At 36.4% G+C, this 22218-nt stretch carries 12 protein-coding genes; 11 read left to right on the top strand and 1 reads right to left on the bottom strand.

Annotated features, from left to right (window positions below; all coding sequences use genetic code 11):
• Positions 1-8 precede the first annotated feature (8 nt).
• Complete coding sequence (locus QWY91_RS06080; protein ID WP_290232612.1) at positions 9-1046, bottom strand: LacI family DNA-binding transcriptional regulator; 1038 nt, start codon at positions 1044-1046, stop codon at positions 9-11.
• Positions 1047-1341: 295 nt separating this feature from the next.
• On the opposite strand from QWY91_RS06080, the gene QWY91_RS06075 reads away from it, so the two are divergent.
• From QWY91_RS06075 to QWY91_RS06025, 11 genes are all read left to right on the top strand, one after another.
• Positions 1342-2457 carry a glycoside hydrolase family 43 protein gene (locus QWY91_RS06075; protein WP_290232611.1) on the top strand — a complete coding sequence of 372 codons (1116 nt, stop codon included), beginning with the start codon at positions 1342-1344 and terminating at the stop codon, positions 2455-2457.
• A 3-nt stretch (positions 2458-2460) separates the two neighbouring features.
• The gene (locus tag QWY91_RS06070; protein WP_290232608.1) at positions 2461-4371 is read left to right on the top strand and encodes a sialate O-acetylesterase; all 1911 of its coding nucleotides are present in this window, start codon (positions 2461-2463) and stop codon (positions 4369-4371) included.
• Positions 4372-4456: 85 nt separating this feature from the next.
• Positions 4457-5491, top strand: coding sequence for an aldose epimerase family protein (locus QWY91_RS06065; protein ID WP_290232606.1), 1035 nt, complete (start codon positions 4457-4459; stop codon positions 5489-5491).
• A 37-nt stretch (positions 5492-5528) separates the two neighbouring features.
• Positions 5529-6794: an SGNH/GDSL hydrolase family protein gene (locus tag QWY91_RS06060; RefSeq protein ID WP_290232605.1), complete on the top strand. Its 1266-nt coding sequence runs from the start codon at positions 5529-5531 to the stop codon at positions 6792-6794.
• A gap of 480 nt (positions 6795-7274) precedes the next feature.
• A complete protein-coding gene (locus tag QWY91_RS06055; RefSeq protein WP_290232603.1) occupies positions 7275-10307 on the top strand; it encodes a SusC/RagA family TonB-linked outer membrane protein in 3033 nt (1010 codons plus the stop codon).
• A 10-nt stretch (positions 10308-10317) separates the two neighbouring features.
• Positions 10318-11784: a RagB/SusD family nutrient uptake outer membrane protein gene (locus tag QWY91_RS06050; RefSeq protein ID WP_290232600.1), complete on the top strand. Its 1467-nt coding sequence runs from the start codon at positions 10318-10320 to the stop codon at positions 11782-11784.
• 369 nt (positions 11785-12153) lie between these two features.
• Positions 12154-14616 (top strand): glycoside hydrolase family 95 protein, encoded by a 2463-nt coding sequence (locus QWY91_RS06045; protein WP_290232598.1) that lies wholly within the window; start codon positions 12154-12156, stop codon positions 14614-14616.
• A complete protein-coding gene (gene xyl3A, locus QWY91_RS06040) occupies positions 14606-17221 on the top strand; it encodes a xylan 1,4-beta-xylosidase (protein ID WP_290232596.1) in 2616 nt (871 codons plus the stop codon). Before QWY91_RS06045 ends, xyl3A begins: the two co-directional genes overlap by 11 nt.
• 1 nt (position 17222) lies before the next feature.
• Positions 17223-19913: an alpha/beta hydrolase-fold protein gene (locus QWY91_RS06035; protein WP_290232594.1), complete on the top strand. Its 2691-nt coding sequence runs from the start codon at positions 17223-17225 to the stop codon at positions 19911-19913.
• Positions 19914-19920: 7 nt separating this feature from the next.
• A complete protein-coding gene (locus QWY91_RS06030; protein ID WP_290232592.1) occupies positions 19921-21033 on the top strand; it encodes an alpha/beta hydrolase-fold protein in 1113 nt (370 codons plus the stop codon).
• A 5-nt stretch (positions 21034-21038) separates the two neighbouring features.
• Positions 21039-22205, top strand: a complete 1167-nt coding sequence (locus QWY91_RS06025; protein WP_290232591.1) for an alpha/beta hydrolase-fold protein — start codon at positions 21039-21041, stop codon at positions 22203-22205.
• Positions 22206-22218 lie beyond the last annotated feature (13 nt).

Genomic DNA, 22218 nt, shown 5'->3' with positions numbered 1-22218 from the left:
AAATCTGGCTATTTTAATCGCTTGCTAGAAGCTCTTACTATAACTTCGGTATCCAGTATTGTAATTTCAGAAACACCTTTTTCCATTTTTTTATCGGAATGTTCTAAAATACGTTTTATAGATAACTCTCCCATTTTCATAGCAGGATGGGAAACTGTTGAAAGTGAAGGTTCTACAATAGAGGCTAAAGGATCGTCGTTAAATCCTATAACAGCTAATTCTTCAGGGATTTTAATGCCCTTTTCTTTGGCCTGCATTATAGCACTTACTGCTGCGGTATCATTAGAAGAAAAAATACCGTCTGGAGGATTTTTCATATTAAGGAGTTTAGAAGTCGCGTCTTTACCTTCTTCAAAACTCAATGTATTCATATAAATCAGTAAGTCTTTATCAGGAGTTATATCGTGAGCTTTTAATGCATCGATATAACCATTTTTTCGTAATTTATAAACATTAACATGTTGCGATCCTGCAAAATGTGCGATTCTTTTACATCCCTGTCGAATCAAATGTTCAGTAGCTTTATAAGCAGCGGAATAATTATCGATAATTACCCGATAACTATTAAGATCTGAAGGTACACGATCTACAAAAACAACGGGAATATCCTGTTCTAAAAACTGTTTAAAATGATCAACATTTTTAGTCTCCATACTAAGTGAGGCTACAATTCCACAAACACGACTATCATAAAGAGCTTTAGCATTAGCTACTTCATTTTTATAATTGTCATCAGACTGGCTAATAAGAACATTATATCCTGCAGCTCGAGCTGAGTTTTCTATACCGCTAATTAACGAGGCAATAAAAGGTCGGTTAATTCTCGCGATTAATATTCCAATATTATTACTCCTGTTATTTCTAAGGCTTGCGGCTAAAGAATTGGGACGATACCCAAGTTGTTTAGCAGTCTCCTGTATTTTTTTCGTAGTATTTTTTCCTATACTTTTATGATTTTTAAGTGCTCTGGAAATTGTGCTAGGAGAATAGTTCAATTGATTGGCGATGTCGTAAATGGTAACAACTTTATTTTTCTTTTTGCTCATTATTTTAGTTCTTTCAGCAGGTATTTCAAATATACCTTTGCTTAATTTTACTTTCTTTAAAAGAAAAATGTAAGATCGCCGCAAAATACAATTTTTGCTCAATTTGGGCTTAATCGATTTAACAAATTTGTGTTTTCTTTATATTACACAATCGATTGTCATTTAATTGTATGTTTTATATTCTTTGCACTTACTTAAATGCCAAATAATCAGTATCTTATTAAGATTTATTTTAACGCATACGATTGAGTAAATTTTTATATATTTATATTCATAATTTAAAACCTAACTAAATATGAAAAACCTCTCTTTGTATTCTACAATTTTAGCCACTTTAATTTTGACATCCTGTAAAAATAATGCTGAAAACGAGAAAGTAGATGAAAAGTCTGAAGTTTCCCAAACAGAACAAACCAATGAAGTTAGAAAAATTAAAACCGAACCCCTTGTAACTAAAGATTTCACTGCAGATCCTTCTGCCCATATATTTAATGATAAAATTTATATTTATCCAAGTCACGATTTTGATTCTGGAGTACCTGAAGATGATCTTGGAAACCATTTTAATATGAGAGACTATCATGTGTATTCTATGGATAGTGCAGGAGGAAAAGTTACAGATCATGGAGTAGTGTTAGATGTAGACGATGTAAAATGGGCAGCACGCCAAATGTGGGCGCCAGATGCTGCAGAGAAGGATGGTAAATATTATCTCTATTTTCCAGCAAAAGACAAAGACGATATTTTTAGAATAGGTGTAGCAGTTGCTGATAAGCCCGAAGGCCCTTTTGAAGCAATGCCTAATTATATTGAAGGTTCTTTTAGCATAGACCCTGCAGTTTTCGAGGATACCGATGGTGAATATTATATGTATTTTGGAGGAATTTGGGGTGGCCAGCTGCAGCGTTGGGAAACCGGAAGTTTTGCTAATGAAGACTTATATCCTGCAGATAGTCTTAAGGCTATTGAGCCAAGAATTGCAAAATTAGCTGATGACATGGCTTCATTTAGTGAAGAGCCAAAAAGAATACAAATTTTAGACAAAGAGGGAAATAATCTTCTTACCGGTGATAACGATCGTCGATTTTTTGAAGCAGCCTGGGTACATAAGATGGATGACACTTATTATTTATCTTATTCAACGGGTGATACACATAAAATTGTTTATGCAACTTCAGATAATCCTTACGGACCATTTACTTATCAGGGAGTGATATTAGAACCGGTTTTAGGTTGGACTAACCACCATTCTATTGTTAAGTTTAATGGGAAATTGTATTTATTTTTCCACGACAGTTCCCTTTCAAAAGGAAAAACATTTTTAAGAAGTGTGAAAATGACAGAGCTTACTTTTAATGATGACGGTTCAATCCAAACCATAAACGCTGCTGTTCAAGATTCAATAAACTAAACAATGCGTTTTTTTTATATTTTCATTTTTTTATTTGCCAATACGCTGTTTGCCCAAGTTCGTTTGCCAAAACTGGTAAGCGACGGGATGGTATTACAGCGTAATAGCAATGTTCGTATTTGGGGATGGGCTTCAGAAGGAGAACAGATTAATGTCAATTTTCACCAAAAAAGCTATAGAACCATTGCAGAAAATGGGAAATGGGAAGTTTTTCTTGAAAATCCTGCGGTTGGTGGACCATATACCATGGAAGTTTCAGGCGATAATAGCATTAAATTGGATTCGATCTATGTAGGAGACGTTTGGTTGTGTTCTGGCCAGTCTAATATGGAGTTACCAATGTCTCGCGTAGCACCTAAATATCCTGAAGAAATAAAAACGGCTGATAATGCTGAAATTCGATATTTTCAGGTGCAAAAAGAATACAATCTTAATGAACAGTTAGATGATCTTTCTGGCGGAAATTGGGTTTCGGTAAACCAAAACACCATTGAGAATTTTGCAGCCATTCCTTATTTTTTTGCTAAAAACCTGAATAAAGAATACCAAATTCCCATTGGGTTAATAGATGCCAGTCTTGGTGGTTCTCCGGTCGAGGCATGGATGAGCGAAAAAGCACTTAAAAATTTTCCTGATGCAATTGCTGAAGTAAAAAGGCTAAAACCTGAAGGGGTTATTGATAGTCTGGAGGGGCTGGATCAAGACCAAATTCGTAATTGGTACACCACAATAACAACAGAAGATCTTGGGATAAAATCAAATTGGAAAAGCCCTGATTTTGATGATAGCGAATGGAAAGAAATCGAATTACCCGGTTTATTGAAAAAACCGGTAAACGGAGTGATATGGTTTCGTAAAGAATTTGATTTACCAACTGAATTTTCTGCAAATCCAGCTGGACTTTTGATGGGGAGACTCGTGGATGCCGATTCTGTTTTTGTAAATGGTACTTTTGTGGGGAACACTACCTATCAATATCCACCAAGAAGATACCATATTCCTGAAAATGTTCTTCAAGAAGGTGAAAATAGTATCACTGTAAAATTGATTAGCGAAAGGGGATTAGGCGGATTTGTAAAAGATAAACCTTATCAGATTAATTTTTCTGAAAAAAGCATTGATCTTACAGGAACCTGGAAATATAAAGTAGGAAAAGCAACAGCGGCATTGCAACCACAAACCTTTTATCGTTGGAAACCTACAGGTCTTTACAATGCGATGATTCATCCTTTGCTTAATTATTCTATTAAAGGAGCGATTTGGTATCAGGGAGAATCGAACACCAGTGAACCTGAAAAATACAGTGAATTATTTCCAAAGATGATTGAGAGCTGGCGAGAAAACTGGCATCAGGAGGCATCTAACTTTCCTTTTCTCTTTGTTCAACTAGCGAACTTTATGGAAAGTAAAGAAAAACCAATAGATACCAATTGGGCGAGACTTCGTGAAGCTCAAAAAGAGGCCTTAAATTTACCCAATACCGGTATGGCTGTAGCTATTGATGTTGGGGAATGGAATGATATACATCCTTTAGATAAAAAAACAGTTAGTGATCGCCTGGCCGCTTCAGCAAAAAATGTGGCTTATGGAGATGCTTCAGTAGTACCTTCCGGGCCAATTTATAGTTCTTCAGAAATAAAAAATGATATGATTATTCTGCATTTTGACTACGTAGGCAGCGGCTTAAAAATAAAAAATAACGAAGATTTAAAAGGTTTTGCAATTGCTGGGAGCGATAAACAATTTGTTTGGGCAAAGGCTAAAATCGATGGCGATAAAGTGATTGTTTATAGTCCAGATGTGAAAAAGCCCGTTGCGGTAAGATATGCCTGGGCCGATAATCCAGAGCACGCAAATTTATACAATAAGGAAGATTTACCCGCTTCACCATTTAGAACAGATCAATGGAAATAAAACCAGTAAAATTTCACAATAGATTTATTAACCTCTGCCTTATCTTAGAAAAAATAAAGTAGGGGTTATTTTTTAAAAAATAGCAATGAGTATTAAAACCGAAAAAAAGATTGAGTCCTATCTCCCTAAAAATACTAATGGATTGAAGCTTAATTTAATTAATTATGGTGGACGCATTACCAATCTTGAAGTTCCAGATAAAAACGGAAACTTAGGTAATGTTGTTTTAAACCTTAGCGAAGAAGATTATTTCGAACCCAATCCCTTTATCGGTGCATTAATAGGGAGATATGCCAACCGAATAGCGAATGCAAGTTTTACCCTAAATGAAGAGTTATTCGAGATTGATAAGAACGAAGGTAGAAATTGCCTGCATGCCGGTATTGGTGGTTTTGATGCTGTTTTTTGGACAGTAGAAAAGCTAAGTGATTCTAAAGTCCTTTTAACCTATGATAGTCCGCATTTAGAAATGGGATTTCCAGGAAATTTAAAAGTGAACGTTTATTATGAACTTACCAATACCAATGAATTAAAAATAGCATATCATTCAGTTTCAGATCAGGAAACGGTGATTAATTTAACTCAACATGCTTATTTTAATCTAACGGCAGATTTTAACAAGAAAATCACCGATCATGAAGTTTTTATCAATGTCGATGCTTTTTTGCCAACTTCAGGAAATATATCAACAGGTGAAATTAGAGCGGTAAAAGACAGCGTATTTGATTTTAGAAAACCGAAAAATACAGATAGTACTATAGACGATAATAATGAACAACTTCAAATAGCTGGTGGTTACGATCATTGTTTTGTTTTGAATAACAAACAGGGTTTGAGTTTAGCAGCAAGTGCTTATGATCGTAAGAGTGGCCGTTTTTTAGAAGTTTTTACCACAGAGCCGGGAGTGCAATTTTACACCGGTAATTCTTTGGATGGTAGTCTAAAAATTCCAAATCAATCAGGGAATTACGAAAAGTGTTCCGGTTTTTGTTTTAAGACACAGCATTTTCCCGATTCTTCAAATCAACCCGATTTTTCTTCAGTGGTTATACAGGCAGGAGAGGAATTCTTTTCAGAAACAGTATATAAATTTTCGGTAAAAACTGAAGAAGATAATTAGGAGTAATAGCTGCAATTTAAATAAATAAGATTTTAGAATGTTACAACATTTAAAATATAGATTCGGAAAAAGTTTTAGAGCAAAGCGTAAGCTGCTCGTAGCATTATCTTTAATGTCTTTAATAGCTTGTGGAACCTTTAATTCTATTTCAAAAAATAGTAGTGAAAATCAAGAAAAATGGGTTGGCAGTTGGAGTACCGCTCCGCAATTGGTGGAATCAAGAAACGTTCCGCCGGCACCGGGATTAACAGGCAACACCTTACGCCAAATTATTAGTCCGTCTTTGGGAGGAAAAACCATTCGTTTAAAATTTTCTAATGAGTTTAGTGATCTGCCGGTTGAAATGAAATCTGTAGAGATTGCAATAGTAAAGGAGCAACCCCTTGTTGAAATTTCAACGGTGAAAACATTGGAATTTAATGGAAGCCCTGAAATTATAATGCCTGCCGGAGAAGCAGTATTCTCTGATGCACTTGCCTTTGAATTTGAGCCAAGGGACAGATTAGCGATTACTATAAAATTTGGTGAAACTTCAGAAAAAATTACCGGACATCCTGGTTCTAGGACAACTTCTTATTTAGTCGAAGGAAACCAGAATATTAAAGAAAATGATTTTGAGAATGCGATAACTACAGATCATTGGTATGTGATAAATACTCTTGATGTTATGGCAGGAAAAGATGCTTCAGCCATTGCGATTTTGGGAAATTCGATCACCGATGGCCGTGGATCTGGGACTAATAAACAAAATCGTTGGCCAGATATTTTAGCCAAGAGGTTAATTCAGCATTCAGAAACAAAAAATATAGGAGTGCTTAATATGGGGATTGGTGGAAATTGTGTTTTAAAAGGTGGATTAGGTCCCACAGGTTTAAGCCGATTTGATCGCGATATTTTAAATCAAAACGCAGTGAAATATTTGATCATTCTGGAAGGGGTAAATGATCTTGGAGGAACACCAGATAGTACAGCCGCTTTTAAGGTGGCTAATAATCTGATTGAAGCATACAAAACCATGATCAAGAAAGCGCATACTAAAAACATTAAGGTGTATGGCGCGACGATAACCCCTATTAAAAAATCTTTCTATTATAAGGAATTTAGAGAACAGGCACGACAAAAAGTGAATAATTGGATTAGAACTAGTGGAGAATTTGATGCTGTGATCGATTTTGCTAAAGTTTTGGAGAATCCCGAAGAACCGAATGTGATCGCTAACGGTTTACATTCTGGGGACTATTTACATCCAAATGAAAAAGGTTATGAAGTGATGGGGGAGGCTATAGAACTGTCATTGTTTTAATCATAAAAGAGGGAATCAATTTAAAATTTTTAAGCATTCTCTAGATGTGGTCGGCACATTGCTTACAAGGTGTTATTATAAGACGGAAAAATAATGTATTTCTATAATACTTAATATTCTACTGTTTTCAACATCAATAATAGCATTCTTTCTTACTAAGAACTTTTCTAAGATGATATTGTTGTAGTTTCTATAATTTTATTTGTAATAATAAAAAGCTTGTTAATGCAATCGGTTGCATTTAGATCTTTCCGTGATTAATGCAATTAATATTGTAGTTATTATTTAATTAATAAAAATAAATGTATAGAATGAAGTATTATTAAAATAAAATGATATTTTCTTGACGATTTGATTTTTAATAATTAAACTTGTAGTCAATTAAACTATTAGACAGTGAAAATATTAATTAGTTTGTCATAAATGAATTAAAAAATAAGAAATCGATTGCGTTGATTTAAATAATTAAAAGTTTTTATTATGAGGAAATATTTATTCAGGTTTATTTTTTTGATGCTGCTACTTTTCTGCAAAGCGATTACCGCTCAACAGGGTAATATTACTGTATCAGGATTAGTTCAGGATAATGCCGGGCCATTACCTGGTGTAAATGTTATTGTTCAAGGAACATCAAGGGGTGTTACCACAGATTTTGATGGTAGATATGAACTCCAAGATGTACCAACCGGATCAATACTTGTATTTAGTTACTTAAGTTATCAAACTCAGGAGATCCCGTTAAATTCCAGAACAGAGATTAATATTACTATGGAGCCTGATACGCAATCGTTAGAGGACGTTGTAGTGGTAGGATATGGTACTCAAAACCGTTCAGAAGTTACCGGCGCTATTTCATCTATTGATTCCGAAGAAATTGCCAGTGTGCCAGTAACTACTGCGGATCAGGCTTTGCAGGGTAGAGCGCCGGGAGTAAACGTTGTAAACAGTGGAGCTCCTGGAAATTCACCAGTGATTAGTATTAGAGGTCTGGGAACTCCAAATAACAATTCACCTTTATATGTAATTGACGGTATTATCTCTTCTGGTATGGGAGATTTAAATCCTAATGATATAGAGAATATTCAGGTTTTAAAAGATGCTGCCACAACAGCGGTTTATGGTTCTAAAGGATCTAATGGTGTAGTCTTGATTACTACCAAAAAAGGTAAAGGGAGTCAAAAGGCATCCTTGAACTTTGATGCATATTCGGGGGTTAATTTTATAACTCCTCGTTATGATTTATTAAATACTCAACAGTATATACAGTATTTGGGAGAATTAGATGCTACGCCTACAAGAGTATCAGATTCTCAATATGTAGATTTTATTGATAATGATACCGACTGGCAAGATGAAATTTTTAGAGCCGGACTAATGCAAAGTTACAATTTAGCGCTTTCTGGCGGGAATGAAAATAGTAATTATCGATTTTCTGGAGGTTATCTTGGGCAGGAAGGAGCTATTATTGAAACAGGATATGAAAGATTTAATTTTAGAGCTAACAGTAATTTCCATTTTGGAAACTTAACTATTGGAGAAACTTTAGGTGTTTCTTTTGATGAACAGAATCCAGAAAGGGATAGTGGAGGACGATCTATCATAGAACATGCTATTAAAATTGCACCTTATTTACCTGTATATAATCCAGATAATTTAGGAGGCTTTCAGGGACCTAGTAGTTCTATTGATGGTCAGGATGCTGAAAATCCAGTAAGAGTTCAAACTTTAGGTGATGCAAGTAATAGTTCTGTAAATATAATAGGAAGTATTTTTTTAGAATATTTGTTTTTCGATAAAATTACGTTTAAATCTCAGGTAGGATTAGATTATAGCAACTTTAAGAATACAAACTTTATACCTTCCTATAGTGATGATGAAACTTCTACAAATAGTACTCCGTATGCACAGATAACTAAAAACACAGGGATATACCAATCCTTAACTTATACCAATAGTTTAACTTATAAAGACTCTTTTTTAGAAAATCATAATGTTGAATTTTTATTACTATCAGAGCAACAAACTATAAAAAACGAATCTATTAATGCGAGTAGTAGAAATGAAATTTCAGATAATGTAGAACAACTATCTTTAGAGGGCGCTGATCTCGGCTCGAGCTCTTCAGAATATGTACGTATAGGTTACTTAGGAAGATTAAACTATAATTACGATAAAAAATATCTCTTTGCCTTATCGCTTAGAAGAGATGCATCTTCAAGATTTGGTGAAAGTAACAGATGGGGATGGTTTACCTCTGTATCTGCTGGATGGAACTTAGGTAGAGAAAGTTTTATGGATGGCTCTATATTTAATAACTTAAAACTTCGTGGTAGCTGGGGAACTACCGGGAACGATAATATAGGTGATTATCGATATAGCTCTACTTTATTAACCAATTTTATATATCCCATAGGAGGTTCTCCAGTTCAGGGAACTACTGCAAATGGTTTGGGAAATGCTGATTTAAAATGGGAAGAAACTGAGATGCGAAATATAGGTTTGGATGTGGGAATCAACAATAACCAATTCACACTTTCTTTAGAATATTATAATAATAAAAGTGACGACCTTTTAATCGACCGCCCGTTAGCCTATTCCTTAGGTTATAATGATCCGGTTATTACAGAGAATGTTGGCTCTGTCAAAACTAGTGGTGTAGAAGCTAATTTAGGATATAGTGATTATGAAGGGGATTTTACATGGTCTGCTAATCTTAATTTCGGAACTACTAAAAATGAAGTAATATCTCTTGGTGGTGTTCCTTCAATACCCGGTGCTAATTTTGAAGGAGAATTTGTGTCAAGGATATCTGTAGGAGATCCTCTATTTTATTTTTATGGGTATAAAACTGACGGAATATATCAGACACAAGCGGAAATTGATGAAGTATTAACGGCTAATCCAAATCAGGAAAGTATCCAACCTGGAGATATAAGATACGTTGATTTAAATAATGACGGTCAAATTAATTCAGATGATAAAACTAAAATAGGAAATCCTTACCCAGATTTTACTTACGGATTTAATTTTAATGCAAATTATAAAAACTTTGACTTGAATTTATTTCTAAATGGTTCGATAGGTAATGATGTATTTAATACCAATATTTATGATTTAGAAGGAATGACAAGACCATTTAATGCCAGTACCCGGGTATTAGAAAGGTGGACGGGGCCGGGAACGTCCAATTCTATACCTAGAGCATTGGGAGCTACACAAAATACTAATGCTTCCGATCGATTTGTAGAAGATGGTTCGTACACGAGATTAAGAAATTTGGTGTTAGGATATTCTATTCCGTCCGAATTTTTTAATGATACCTTTTCGAAATTTAGAGTGTATTTAAGTGGGCAAAATTTATTAACCTTAACAAATTACTCTGGTCTTGATCCAGAAATTGGAAGGGTTTCACTAAACAATGGTGCAGGCAGAGACAATTTTGAGCTTGGAATAGATCGAGGAAATTATCCACAACCAAAATCTGTTCAAATAGGTCTTCAAGTTGCATTTTAAAAATAAAGTTATGATGAAAATATATAAAATTACAATAATTTTTATTTCTGTTTTATTTTGGGTTTCCTGTGATACAGACCAATTAGAGCAGAATAATCCGACTCAACTTTCTCCTGAAACGTTTTTTCAGAATGAAGCACAGGTTAGAGCATCGGTAAATGCGGTATATGCCAGTTTACAAACGATAGGTTCATATAGTAGAAATTATTACTATATGATGGATAATATGGCACATGATAATACTGCCAATATACAGCAGGAAGCTAATAAAATTATATTCTTAAATTTTTCCTTTGACGCCAGTTCAGAATTGGTTAGGGCATTTTGGGATAGTGAATTTAGAGGAGTTAATAAAGCCAACTTTGTAATAGAAAATGCAGATAGGATCAATGCAATCCCAAATTCTCTTTTAAGTCAGGAACTGAAAGATAAATACATAGGTGAAGCAAAATTTCTTCGTGCTTTATATTATTTTAATTTGGTGTCAAGGTTTGGAGATGTACCATTAATTACAACTATTCCAGAAGGTGGACAAGGGCTTCCAAGAACTGCTTCTGAAGAGGTTTATGCGCAGATTATTACCGATTTAAAAGATGCGTCTCAGATGTTATTACCTAAAGCTGAAGAAGAAAATGGAAGAGCAACCCGAGGTGCGGCCTACGCATTTTTGGGGAAAGTTTATCTATATCGTGAAAATTATACAGAGGCAATGAATGCTTTTGAAAATTTATATGGAAAGTATGCATTGGCTGAAAATTATTTTGACAATTTTAAGGAAGAAACAGAACATGGTCCTGAAGCTATCTTTGCGGTAGAATATGACGAGTCTATGCCTAACGGGGCTTTTTGGAATTCCGATGTGAATGGAGAAGGAGGAAATGAATCTAGCTTAAGAGGTCAGTCTTATGGAATGTTTGATTGGTTCAATGCATACCCATCAGATGAATTAAGAGCTGAATTTGAAGAGAATGATCCACGTTTTGATGAAAGTTTCTATACTGTGGGTGATACTTATGCTGGAGGTGTTATTACTGAAATTAGCTTAGACCGACCTGCAGGTTGGAGAAAATATCAAAACTATTATAAAAGAACTAATGAAAATCTGCAATCTGGCATAAATATGAATGTAATTCGCTATGCCGATGTACTTCTTATGATGGCAGAAGCGAGTAATGAGTTAGGAAATCAAGCTGAAGCAATCGGATATATTAATGAGGTACGAGATCGTGTCGATATGCCATTATTACAAGATGGACTTAATCAACAGGAAGTTTTTCAGGCAATTGTACACGAAAGGAGAGTTGAATTGGCAGGAGAGCAAGTACGTTTTCCCGATTTAGTAAGATGGGGGCTTGCAGAACAGGAGTTAGGACAGTTTGGCTATCAAGAAGGTATTCATAACCTTTTTCCCATTCCAGAGGTTGAATTAAATACAAATGATAATATTAATAGTGAGGATCAAAATCCTGGATATTAGTGAAAATAGAACATAACTATTTTGTGACATTGATATACTTAGACTAGAAATAGGCAGTTTCTTTAAATTAAATCAAAGAGGCTGCTTATTTTAATAGGTGCTGTTTTGTTCAATTAGGGAGAGAAGGGAAGAATAATTGCAAAACATATTCAGGACTCGCTTTTTTAGTTACAGTTATCATATTACACCTTCTTAGCAAGTTAATTCTAAATTGATCTTATAACAGATCTGAAATGTAACATAGTTGAAAGTATTTGTAACACCCGGAGAAAGATATCTAGTATATATTCGAGTAAATTGCTTTCTATATAGGCACTAAAGTTTATCTCATTCTACCTCGAAGTTATACACGGTTTGCAATATAAAATCATGAAGAGATTTGGGCAATTTTTAAGTATTTTATTTCTATTGGGAATCTCCAAGGCATATGGTTTTCAGGATACTTTAATGACTTTAAATTATGATGAACCTGCTGAAATTTGGGAAGAGGCTTTGCCAGTTGGGAATGGTCGTTTAGGAGCAATGATTTATGGCAGAATAGCAACTGAAACCATTCAATTAAATGAAGAAACTGTCTGGGCTGGAGAACCCGGAAATAACGTGGTGGATCTAAGTGAAGATCATTTACAGGAGATTAGGCGAGCTATTTTTAAAGAAGAATATCAAAAAGCCCAACAACTAGCAGATAAATATCTCTCACAAAAAGATAACAATAACGGAATGAGCTACCAGACGGTAGGTGATTTAATTCTAAATTTTCCTAATTCTGATGATTTTCAAGAATATCATCGGGAATTAGATATTAGTAAAGCTCTTAGTACAGTTACTTATAAAATAAGTGGTATTGAATATAAACGCCGTATCATTTCTTCTTTTACAGATGATGTGATTATGGTAGAGCTTACTGCAAGTAAACCAGGAAAAATTTCTTTTGAAATGGGCTTAAAAAGCCCACAAGAAAATCATGCTATTCAGATTAAAAATGATGAAGTGTGGCTTTCAGGTACTTCATCAGATCAAGAAAGTAAAACAGGGAAAGTGAAATTTCTTGCAATTGCAAAGCCGAAAATCGAAGGTGGAAAGATTGTAGCTACAGATAGCAGTTTAAAAATAAGTGAAGCCAACCGTGTGGTAATTTACATCTCTATAGCCACCAATTTTAAAAACTATAAGGATCTTTCTGAAAATGAAGAAAACAAGGCCGTTAGGTTATTGAACTCGGCGTATAAAGATGAATTTGATAAGTCTCTAAACACCCACATTGCCAAGTATCAGAACTATTTTAACAGGGTACAACTCGATTTAGGAACTTCAGAAGCTATAAAGAAACCAACCAACATTCGGCTTCAGGAATTTAATGAAAATCACGATCCGCAGCTTATCGCGCTATATTTTCAGTTTGGGCGCTATCTTTTAATTTCTAGCTCGATACCGGGAACGCAACCTGCCAACCTTCAGGGGATTTGGAATAAGGAAATTAATGCTCCCTGGGACGGTAAATACACCGTGAACATAAATACGGAAATGAATTACTGGCCTGCAGAAGTCACTAATCTTTCCGAAATGCATGAACCTCTTTTCGGGTTAATTAAAGATGTTTCTGAAACTGGAAAAGAATCAGCACAAAAAACCTATCATGCTCGAGGTTGGAATATGCATCATAATACGGATATATGGAGAGTTACCGGAGTGGTGGATGGCCCTTTTTTTGGTCTTTGGCCACATGGAGGTGGATGGCTTAGTCAGCATCTATGGCAACATTATTTGTTTACAGGGGATCGGGAATTTTTAAGAGAAGTATATCCAATACTAAAAGGCGCGGCGCTATTTTACAAAGATATCCTACAACAGGAGCCCGTTAATAAATGGATGGTAGTAAATCCTTCTAATTCTCCTGAAAATGGACACCCTGGCGGCTCAAGTCTGGCAGCGGGTACTACTATGGGAAACCAGATTGTGAACGACGTTTTTTTAAATGTAATCGAGGCTTCTTCAATTTTACAAAAGGATACTAAACTTGCAGATACTTTAAAAAATATCATTCCTAAACTAGCACCAATGCAAATTGGTAGTTGGGGGCAATTGCAGGAATGGATGAAAGACTGGGATCGACAAGATGACAAGCATCGGCACGTTTCGCATTTATACGGACTTTTTCCTTCTAATCTTATTTCTCCTTATCGCAATCCAAAATTATTTGCTGCCGCTAAAAATTCTTTGCTGGCTCGTGGTGATGAATCTACCGGATGGTCAATGGGCTGGAAGGTGAATTTATGGGCGCGACTTTTAGATGGTGATCATGCGTTGGTACTTATTTATGATCAGTTAACACCAAGTCGACAGGCTGAACATGGTGAAAAAGGTGGAACTTACCCTAACCTTTTTGATGCTCATCCACCATTTCAGATCGATGGAAATTTTGGTTGTACCGCAGGTATTGCTGAAATGCTGTTGCAAAGTCAGGATGGCGCGATTCATATTCTACCTGCACTTCCTTCTTCATGGAATAAAGGAAGAGTAAAGGGCTTAAAAACCAGAGGGGATTTTGAAGTAGATATCACTTGGGAAGACAATAAACCGATTAGGATTAATATTGTCTCAGCAATTGGCGGAAATTGTAGATTACGCTCCTATTATCCGCTTTCAGGTGATGGATTAAAAAAAGCTACCGGTGTAAATCCTAATTCACTTTTTAAACTTCCACAGACTAAAGAGCCACTCATCTCTTCTGCTGCAACTATAATAGCACCTGAATTAAAACCGGTTTATGAATATGATCTGGCAACAGAAGCAGGAAAAGAATATCTCATAAAACTTGCAGATGATGAATAATATTAGACTAAAAAGTTCCTTTGTTTTTGTAGTTTTTATGCTATTTGGGATGCTGGGTTTTTCGCAGCAAAAACCCTATCAGAATCCTAATTTAAGTCCCGAAGAACGTGCTGAGGATTTAGTGAACAGATTAACATTAGAAGAGAAAGCCTCGCTGATGTTTGATGTTTCTGAAGCAATTCCCCGTCTTGGCATTAAAAAATTTAACTGGTGGAGTGAAGCCTTACACGGTTTTGCAAATAATGATGATGTAACTGTCTTTCCAGAGCCAGTAGGAATGGCAGCTTCTTTTGATGATGAATTAGTGTATCAGGTTTTTGATGCAACCTCAGATGAAGTACGTGCGAAATATCACGAGGCTCTTCGGAACGGAGAAGAAAATAAGCGTTTCCTGAGTCTTTCCGTATGGACACCCAATGTCAACATTTTTAGAGACCCGCGTTGGGGACGCGGGCAGGAAACTTATGGCGAAGATCCATACCTGACTTCAAGAATGGGAGTTCAGGTCGTGAAAGGATTACAGGGGCCAGAAGATGCGAAATACAAGAAATTACTGGCTTGTGCCAAACATTATGCGGTCCATTCGGGGCCAGAGTGGAGCCGTCATGAACTTAACCTAAATAACGTATCCCAACGAGATCTCTGGGAGACCTATTTGCCTGCTTTTAAAGTACTGGTACAGGATGCCAATGTACGCCAGGTAATGTGCGCTTACCAGCGTTTAGACGATGAGCCCTGTTGTGGCAGTGATCAGCTACTTCAGCAAATATTACGGGAAAAATGGGGTTTTGAGCATCTTGTGGTTTCAGATTGTGGTGCCATACAGGATTTTTATACCTCACACAATGTATCATCAGATGCGGTGCATGCCGCAGCAAAAGCTGTTCTGGCCGGTACAGATGTAGAGTGCCAGTGGGATAATCATAATTATAAATTATTGCCAGAAGCTGTAGAGAAAGGACTGGTTAAAGAAGAAGATATCGACAGGAGTGTAAAGAGAGTTTTAATTGGCCGTTTTGAACTTGGTGAAATGGATCCCGATGAGATTGTTCCTTATGCCCAGATTCCAGCATCGGTTATTAATAATGAAGAACATCGGCAGCTGGCTTTAAAAATGGCCCGGGAGTCAATGACCTTACTTCAGAATAAAAATAATATTCTGCCACTCAGCAAAGGTCAGGATAAAATTGCAGTTATAGGGCCTAACTCAGATGATGAACCGATGCTTTGGGGAAATTATAATGGTACGCCAGTAAGAACAATAAGCATTCTGGATGGAATTGCTTCTAAAATTGGTAAAAATAGTATTGTATATGATAAAGCCTGTGATCTGGTTGAAGATAAGGTGACACAAAGTTATTTCTCTAAAATTACGGCTGATGGGAAACCTGGATTTAAGGCGACCTATTGGAATACTCCTGATTATACCGGGGAAGTAGTAGCTACCCAACAAATTGTAAATCCTATAAAACTTACCACAGCGGGGCAGCACGAATTTGCTTCCGGAGTAAAACTTGAAGGTTTTTCTGGGAAATTTGAGACTGAATATGTTCCTGAAAAAGATCAGGAAATTACTTTTAACTTTGGAGCTACAGGCCATTTCGAACTTTTTGTAAATGGTGAATCACTACGTAGCTATAATAACTGGCGCACATTACCTTCTAAAATCCCATATAAGGTTGAAAAAGGCAAAAAGTATAAAATCGAAATTCATTATGCCCAGCTTAATAACTGGCAGGCCAATTTAGAATTCAATTTTGGAAAAGAAATTCCTGTAAACTATGAGGATCTTCTTAAAAAACTGGAGGGGATAGAGACCGTAATTTTTGTTGGCGGTCTTTCTACAAAATTGGAAGGTGAAGAAATGCCTGTTTCTTATCCTGGATTTAAAGGAGGTGACCGTACAGATATTGCGCTTCCTTCGGTACAAAGAAAGTGTCTAAAGGCGCTGAAGGATGCAGGGAAAAATGTCATTTTCGTAAATAATTCAGGTTCAGCGATTGGTCTGGTACCAGAAACAATGTCCTGTGATGCTATTTTACAGGCATGGTACGGAGGTGAATCTGGTGGGCAGGCAGTAGCAGATGTATTATTTGGCGATTATAATCCTTCTGGAAAATTACCAATAACATTTTATAAAGACACCACTCAACTTCCAGACTTTGAAGATTATTCCATGGACGGCCGAACTTACAGGTTCATGAAAGATAAACCTCTTTTCCCTTTTGGACACGGTCTTAGTTATACCAGTTTCAAAATTGGTAAAGCTCATCTAGAAAAAAATGAAATTGATACTTCTGCATCGGTTAGTATTACCATTCCTGTTAGTAATGAAGGAGAAAAAGAAGGTGTAGAAATTCTACAGGTGTATGTTCATAAAAAAGTACTTGAAGAAGGACCTATTAAAACTTTAAAAGGATTTAAGAGGGTAAATCTTAAGCCAAATGAAACGAAAAATGTAACGATTAATCTGGCTTCAAATTCTTTTGAATTTTATGATAAGAAAGCACGAGCCATGAAAATAATGCCGGGCGTTTATGAGATTTTCTATGGAAATTCTTCAGACGCCAACCAACTTAAAAAAATGGAATTAAAAATCAACTAATATGAAAACCAGAATATTTTTACTTTTTTCTATGCTGCTTTTGGCATTCAATGCCAAAGCACAGGATCCTAATTTTCATATTTATCTGGCTTTTGGTCAGTCTAATATGGAAGGACATGCAAAAGTAGAACCTCAAGACACGATAGCTATCAGTGAACGTTTCAAGGTGTTATCTGCAGTAGACTGTCCAGATCTAGATCGTAAAAAAGGGAAATGGTATACCGCCAAACCACCGCTGTGCCGGTGTAACAGTGGATTGACTCCCACAGATTATTTTGGTAGGAAGATGGTAGAAAATCTGCCAGATAGTATTAAAGTTGGAGTGATAAATGTTGCTGTTGGCGGTTGTAAGATCGAGCTTTTTGATAAGGAAAATTACCAGTCATATGTAGATTCGGCGCCGGGCTGGCTAAAGAATATGGTTAAGGAATACGATGGAAACCCTTACAAGAGACTTGTTGAAATGGGGAAAATTGCCCAAGAGAGTGGTGTAATTAAGGGAATCTTGCTTCATCAAGGTGAATCAAATACCGGGGATGAAGAATGGCCTTCCAAAGTGAAGGATGTGTATAATAATCTTATTAAAGATTTGAAGCTTGATCCTAAAAAAACTCCTTTACTGGCCGGTGAGATGGTTACTAAAGAAGAAGGAGGTTCTTGTGCCAGCATGAATACTATTATTGCTAAGCTTCCAGAAGTTCTCTCTAATGTTTATGTGGTTTCTTCTGAAGGCTGCACTGCCGTAAACGACCATCTACATTTTACAGCTGAAGGTTATCGAAAGCTCGGTAGACGTTATGCTGAAAAGATGCTGAAGGTAACAGGCTTTGAACGGCTGGAAAGAGAAGCTCCTGAAGGTTTTGACCAGAAAAGAGAAAATATTGCTCATGGAAGCATAGACAGCATAAGCTATAAATCGAAAACGGTAGGAACAAATCGAGAAGCTTTAATTTATACACCACCAAATTATTCGAAAAACAAGAAATACCCTGTGCTTTATCTGTTGCATGGGATCGGAGGCGATAAAAAGGAATGGCTACGTGGTGGAAATCCACAGGTTATTCTAGATAATTTATATGCTGACGGAAAGGCTGAACCTATGATAGTCGTGATGCCTAATGGAAGGGCTATGAAAGATGATCGTGCTGTAGGAAATATTTTTGATAGTATTAAAGTAGCGGCATTTGCCAATTTTGAAAAGGATCTTCTAAAAGATCTAATTCCTTATATAGAAAAGAATTTCCCTGTTAAGAAAAATAGGGAAAATCGAGCAATAGCTGGTCTTTCAATGGGTGGAGGACAAACCTTGAATTTTGGTCTTGGCAATCTTGATACTTTTTCTTGGGTAGGCGCTTTTTCATCTGCGCCAAATACTAAAGCACCAAAGGAACTGGTTCCAGATCCCGAAAAAGCCCGAGAGAAATTAAATCTGTTGTGGATTTCCTGTGGAGAAGCCGATAATTTATTGCCATTCAGCGAGCGAACTCATGAGTATTTGGTGAAAAATGATGTCCCTCATATTTATTATATAGAACCAGGGGTACACGATTTTAAAGTTTGGAAAAACGGACTTTATATGTTTGCTAAAATGATATTTAAGTCGGTAGACAAATCAAAATTTAATGATTACAGTCTGTTGGGGAAACCAGCATCTACCAATGTGGGAAGTGCTAAGTATCCTCAGATTTTACCTAATGGCCGGGCAGTTTTGCGGCTGAAGGCTCCTGAAGCAAGAGACGTAAAAGTAGATTTGGGACGAAAGTATGATATGGATAAGAATAAAGATGGAATCTGGGAAGTTACTACAGATTCCCTTAGTGAAGGCTTTCATTATTATTCTATTCTTATAGATGATGTTCCTGTGGCCGATCCCAATAGCGAAAGCTTTTATGGAATGGGAAGAATGGCCAGTGGCATCGAAATTCCTTTTAAGGGCGATGATTATTACGCATTAAAAGATGTTCCTCATGGAGATATAAGAAAGGAACAGTATTTCTCTCCGGTGCTGAATAGCTGGAGAACATTTTATGTTTATACCCCACCTGGATATGAAGAAAATATGAATAAAGAATATCCTGCTCTTTATTTATATCATGGTGGAGGAGAGGATGAACGTGGATGGGCTCAACAGGGAAAAGCGAATCTTATCCTCGATAATCTAATTGTGGAAGGTAAAGCAAAACCTATGCTGATTATAATGCCAGATGGGAACATGCCAGTTGCTGCATTTGATGAGAACGGATTAAAAATTTTTGAAAATGAATTGCTTAAAGGGGTGATTCCTTATGTTCAAAACAAGTATCGTGCTGCCGATGGCTCAGCAAGCAGAGCACTTGCCGGTTTGTCAATGGGTGGTATACAAACTCTTTACGCGGGTATTCCCAACACCGATCATTTTTCCTCTCTTGGTGTTTTTAGTTCGGGCTGGATTGGAAAAGATAATAAGATCGCCGAGGTGCAATATAAATTTATGAAAGAGAATACAGATGAAATCAATCAGAATCTCGATCACTTCTATATTTCTCAGGGAGGTAAAGAAGATATTGCCTATGATAATGGAAAAAGAATGATGTCAAAATTCGATGAAATGAATATAGATTTTACCTATAGCGAATATCCTGGCGGGCATGCCTGGCCAGTATGGAGGCACGATTTATATACGTTTGCTCCTTTATTATTTAGCAACAAATAAAAACATTATGAAACATCAAATTTTAGTTTTTGTAATTACGCTGCTTTGTTATTCTGGGTTCTCTCAAAATCAGTACCAAGAAATTAAAGAAGATTTTAAACCTTCTACCAAAAATCAGCCGGGGCAAGAATATCCTCAGGTAAATTCACAGGGTTATGCCCGTTTCAGAATTGTAGCTCCCGCAGCCGATAGTGTTCGGGTTAGCTTAGGACTAGGCGGTCAGGGTGGTACTAAACTTGAAAAAAATAAACATGGAGTTTGGATGGGAACTACTGCGGGACCTATGGACGAAGGTTTCCATTATTATCACGTAGATGTAGATGGTGGTACTTTTAACGATCCGGGAGCAAAGAATTACTATGGCTCGGTTCGTTGGGAAAGTGGTATCGAAATTCCGGCACACGACCAAGAATTTTACGCTTTAAAGAATGTTCCTCATGGAAGTGTTAATCAAATTCTTTTTCCATCGCCAAGTACAAAAACTTCTCGTCGTGCTTTTGTATACACCCCTCCGGGATATTATGAAAATTCAGATAAGAACTATCCTGTTTTATACTTACAGCATGGTTGGGGTGAAGATGAGACAGCATGGAGCAATCAGGGACATGCTAATCTTATAATGGACAATCTTATTGCTGAAGGGAAAATAGAACCTTTCCTAATCGTAATGACATATGGAATGACCAATGAAATTAAATGGGGCGGGTTAAAAGACTTTGATATCAAAAATTTTCAAACCGTTTTGGTAGATGAACTTATTCCTTATGTAGATCAAAATTTCAGGACCATAGCCGATGAAGAACATCGCGCAATGGCAGGTCTATCTATGGGTGGTATGGAAACCAAAATGATTACTTTAAATAAACCTGATGTATTTTCTTATTATGCCCTTTTAAGCGGGGGAACGTATACTCCTGAAGATTTACAAAATTATAAAGATGTAAAACTTGTTTTTATAAGCTGTGGAAGTAAAGAACGTCCCGAGGCGGTTAAAAAATCAGTAGAGGATTTGAAAGCCTCTGGTTTTAATGCGGTTAGTTATATTTCAGAAGGTACTGCACATGAATTTCAAACCTGGAGACGAAGCCTTCATGAACTAGCTCCTTTAGTATTCAATTAAAAGATATGAAACCAATTCAGCTCCTAATATTTATTTTCTTTGTTAGTTTCTCTTTGCCGTTTTCAGCGCAAACCGATGATAAGGTAAAGCAAGATTTTCAGGCTTCATCGGTGAATCAGCCGGGAAAAGAATTTCCGAAGGTGAATTCTGAAGGTCGTGTAAGAGTACGCATAGAAGCTCCACAGGCTAACAATGTACAACTTGATATTGGCGGAGTAAAATATGACCTCGAAAAGAATGATGAAGGAATTTGGATTGGAGAATCGGCTCCCCGGGATGAAGGTTTTCATTATTACCAGATAAATATAGATGGAGCGTCTGTTCCAGATCCTGGTTCAAAGTATTATTATGGTGCTGGTAGATGGGGAAGCGCTATTGAAATTCCGGCTCACGATAAGGAGTTTTATGTGATGAAAGATGTTCCACATGGCAGTATTACAGAGAATATTTATTTTTCTGAAATCACTCAGAGTTGGCGCCGCAATTTTGTTTATCTACCACCAGGATATTTCGGAAATTCTGAAGAGCGCTACCCGGTACTTTATCTACAGCACGGGAGTTTTGAAGATGAAACCGGATGGGCTTCCCAGGGACATGCCAATTTGATTCTGGACAATCTTATAGCTTCCGGAAAAGCTAAAAGGATGATAGTGGTTATGGATAATGGATATGCCTACAAATCGGGCGCAAAACAAAATGCTCAGGAAGGACGTTCAAAATCTGCCTTTGAAGAAGTGCTTATCGATGAGGTTATTCCTAATATTGATAAAAAATTTAGAACAAAAGCCAGTAGAGCATATCGTGCCATTGCCGGATTATCCATGGGTGCCAATCAGACGATGAGAATCATAATGAACAATTTAAACCTGTTTTCTTACTACGGTGGATTTAGCGGAACGTCTAATTATCCTGGGAATAAAAAAATTGATACTAGCATATTTCTGAATGGAGCTTTTGAAGATGCCGATGAGGTAAATGAAAAGCTGAAAGTACTTTGGCTTGGTCTCGGAACTAAAGAGCCTGAAGTGTTCTTTAAAACCGTGGGTGATTTTAGAGAAATGCTAGAAAATAAAGGGATACAGTATACTTTTTACGAATCGCCGAAAACTGCTCATGAGTGGCTCACTTGGCGCAGATGTTTGCATCAGTATGCACAATTATTATTCAAATAAAGGAAAAAGAAAT

This window comes from Zunongwangia endophytica (assembly GCF_030409505.1).
GTDB classification, from domain to species: domain Bacteria; phylum Bacteroidota; class Bacteroidia; order Flavobacteriales; family Flavobacteriaceae; genus Zunongwangia; species Zunongwangia endophytica.
The sequence above is the reverse complement of the archived record's forward strand: the minus strand, read 5'-3'. Positions and strand labels throughout refer to the sequence as shown.

Excerpts from the sequence above, each read along its gene's own strand:
- QWY91_RS06080 (WP_290232612.1), bottom strand. The coding sequence starts at position 1,046 with ATGAGCAAAAAGAAAAATAAAGTTGTTACCATTTACGACATCGCCAAT.
- QWY91_RS06075 (WP_290232611.1), top strand. The coding sequence starts at position 1,342 with ATGAAAAACCTCTCTTTGTATTCTACAATTTTAGCCACTTTAATTTTG.
- QWY91_RS06070 (WP_290232608.1), top strand. The coding sequence starts at position 2,461 with ATGCGTTTTTTTTATATTTTCATTTTTTTATTTGCCAATACGCTGTTT.
- QWY91_RS06065 (WP_290232606.1), top strand. The coding sequence starts at position 4,457 with ATGAGTATTAAAACCGAAAAAAAGATTGAGTCCTATCTCCCTAAAAAT.
- QWY91_RS06060 (WP_290232605.1), top strand. The coding sequence starts at position 5,529 with ATGTTACAACATTTAAAATATAGATTCGGAAAAAGTTTTAGAGCAAAG.
- QWY91_RS06055 (WP_290232603.1), top strand. The coding sequence starts at position 7,275 with ATGAGGAAATATTTATTCAGGTTTATTTTTTTGATGCTGCTACTTTTC.
- QWY91_RS06050 (WP_290232600.1), top strand. The coding sequence starts at position 10,318 with ATGATGAAAATATATAAAATTACAATAATTTTTATTTCTGTTTTATTT.
- QWY91_RS06045 (WP_290232598.1), top strand. The coding sequence starts at position 12,154 with ATGAAGAGATTTGGGCAATTTTTAAGTATTTTATTTCTATTGGGAATC.
- xyl3A (WP_290232596.1), top strand. The coding sequence starts at position 14,606 with ATGATGAATAATATTAGACTAAAAAGTTCCTTTGTTTTTGTAGTTTTT.
- QWY91_RS06035 (WP_290232594.1), top strand. The coding sequence starts at position 17,223 with ATGAAAACCAGAATATTTTTACTTTTTTCTATGCTGCTTTTGGCATTC.
- QWY91_RS06030 (WP_290232592.1), top strand. The coding sequence starts at position 19,921 with ATGAAACATCAAATTTTAGTTTTTGTAATTACGCTGCTTTGTTATTCT.
- QWY91_RS06025 (WP_290232591.1), top strand. The coding sequence starts at position 21,039 with ATGAAACCAATTCAGCTCCTAATATTTATTTTCTTTGTTAGTTTCTCT.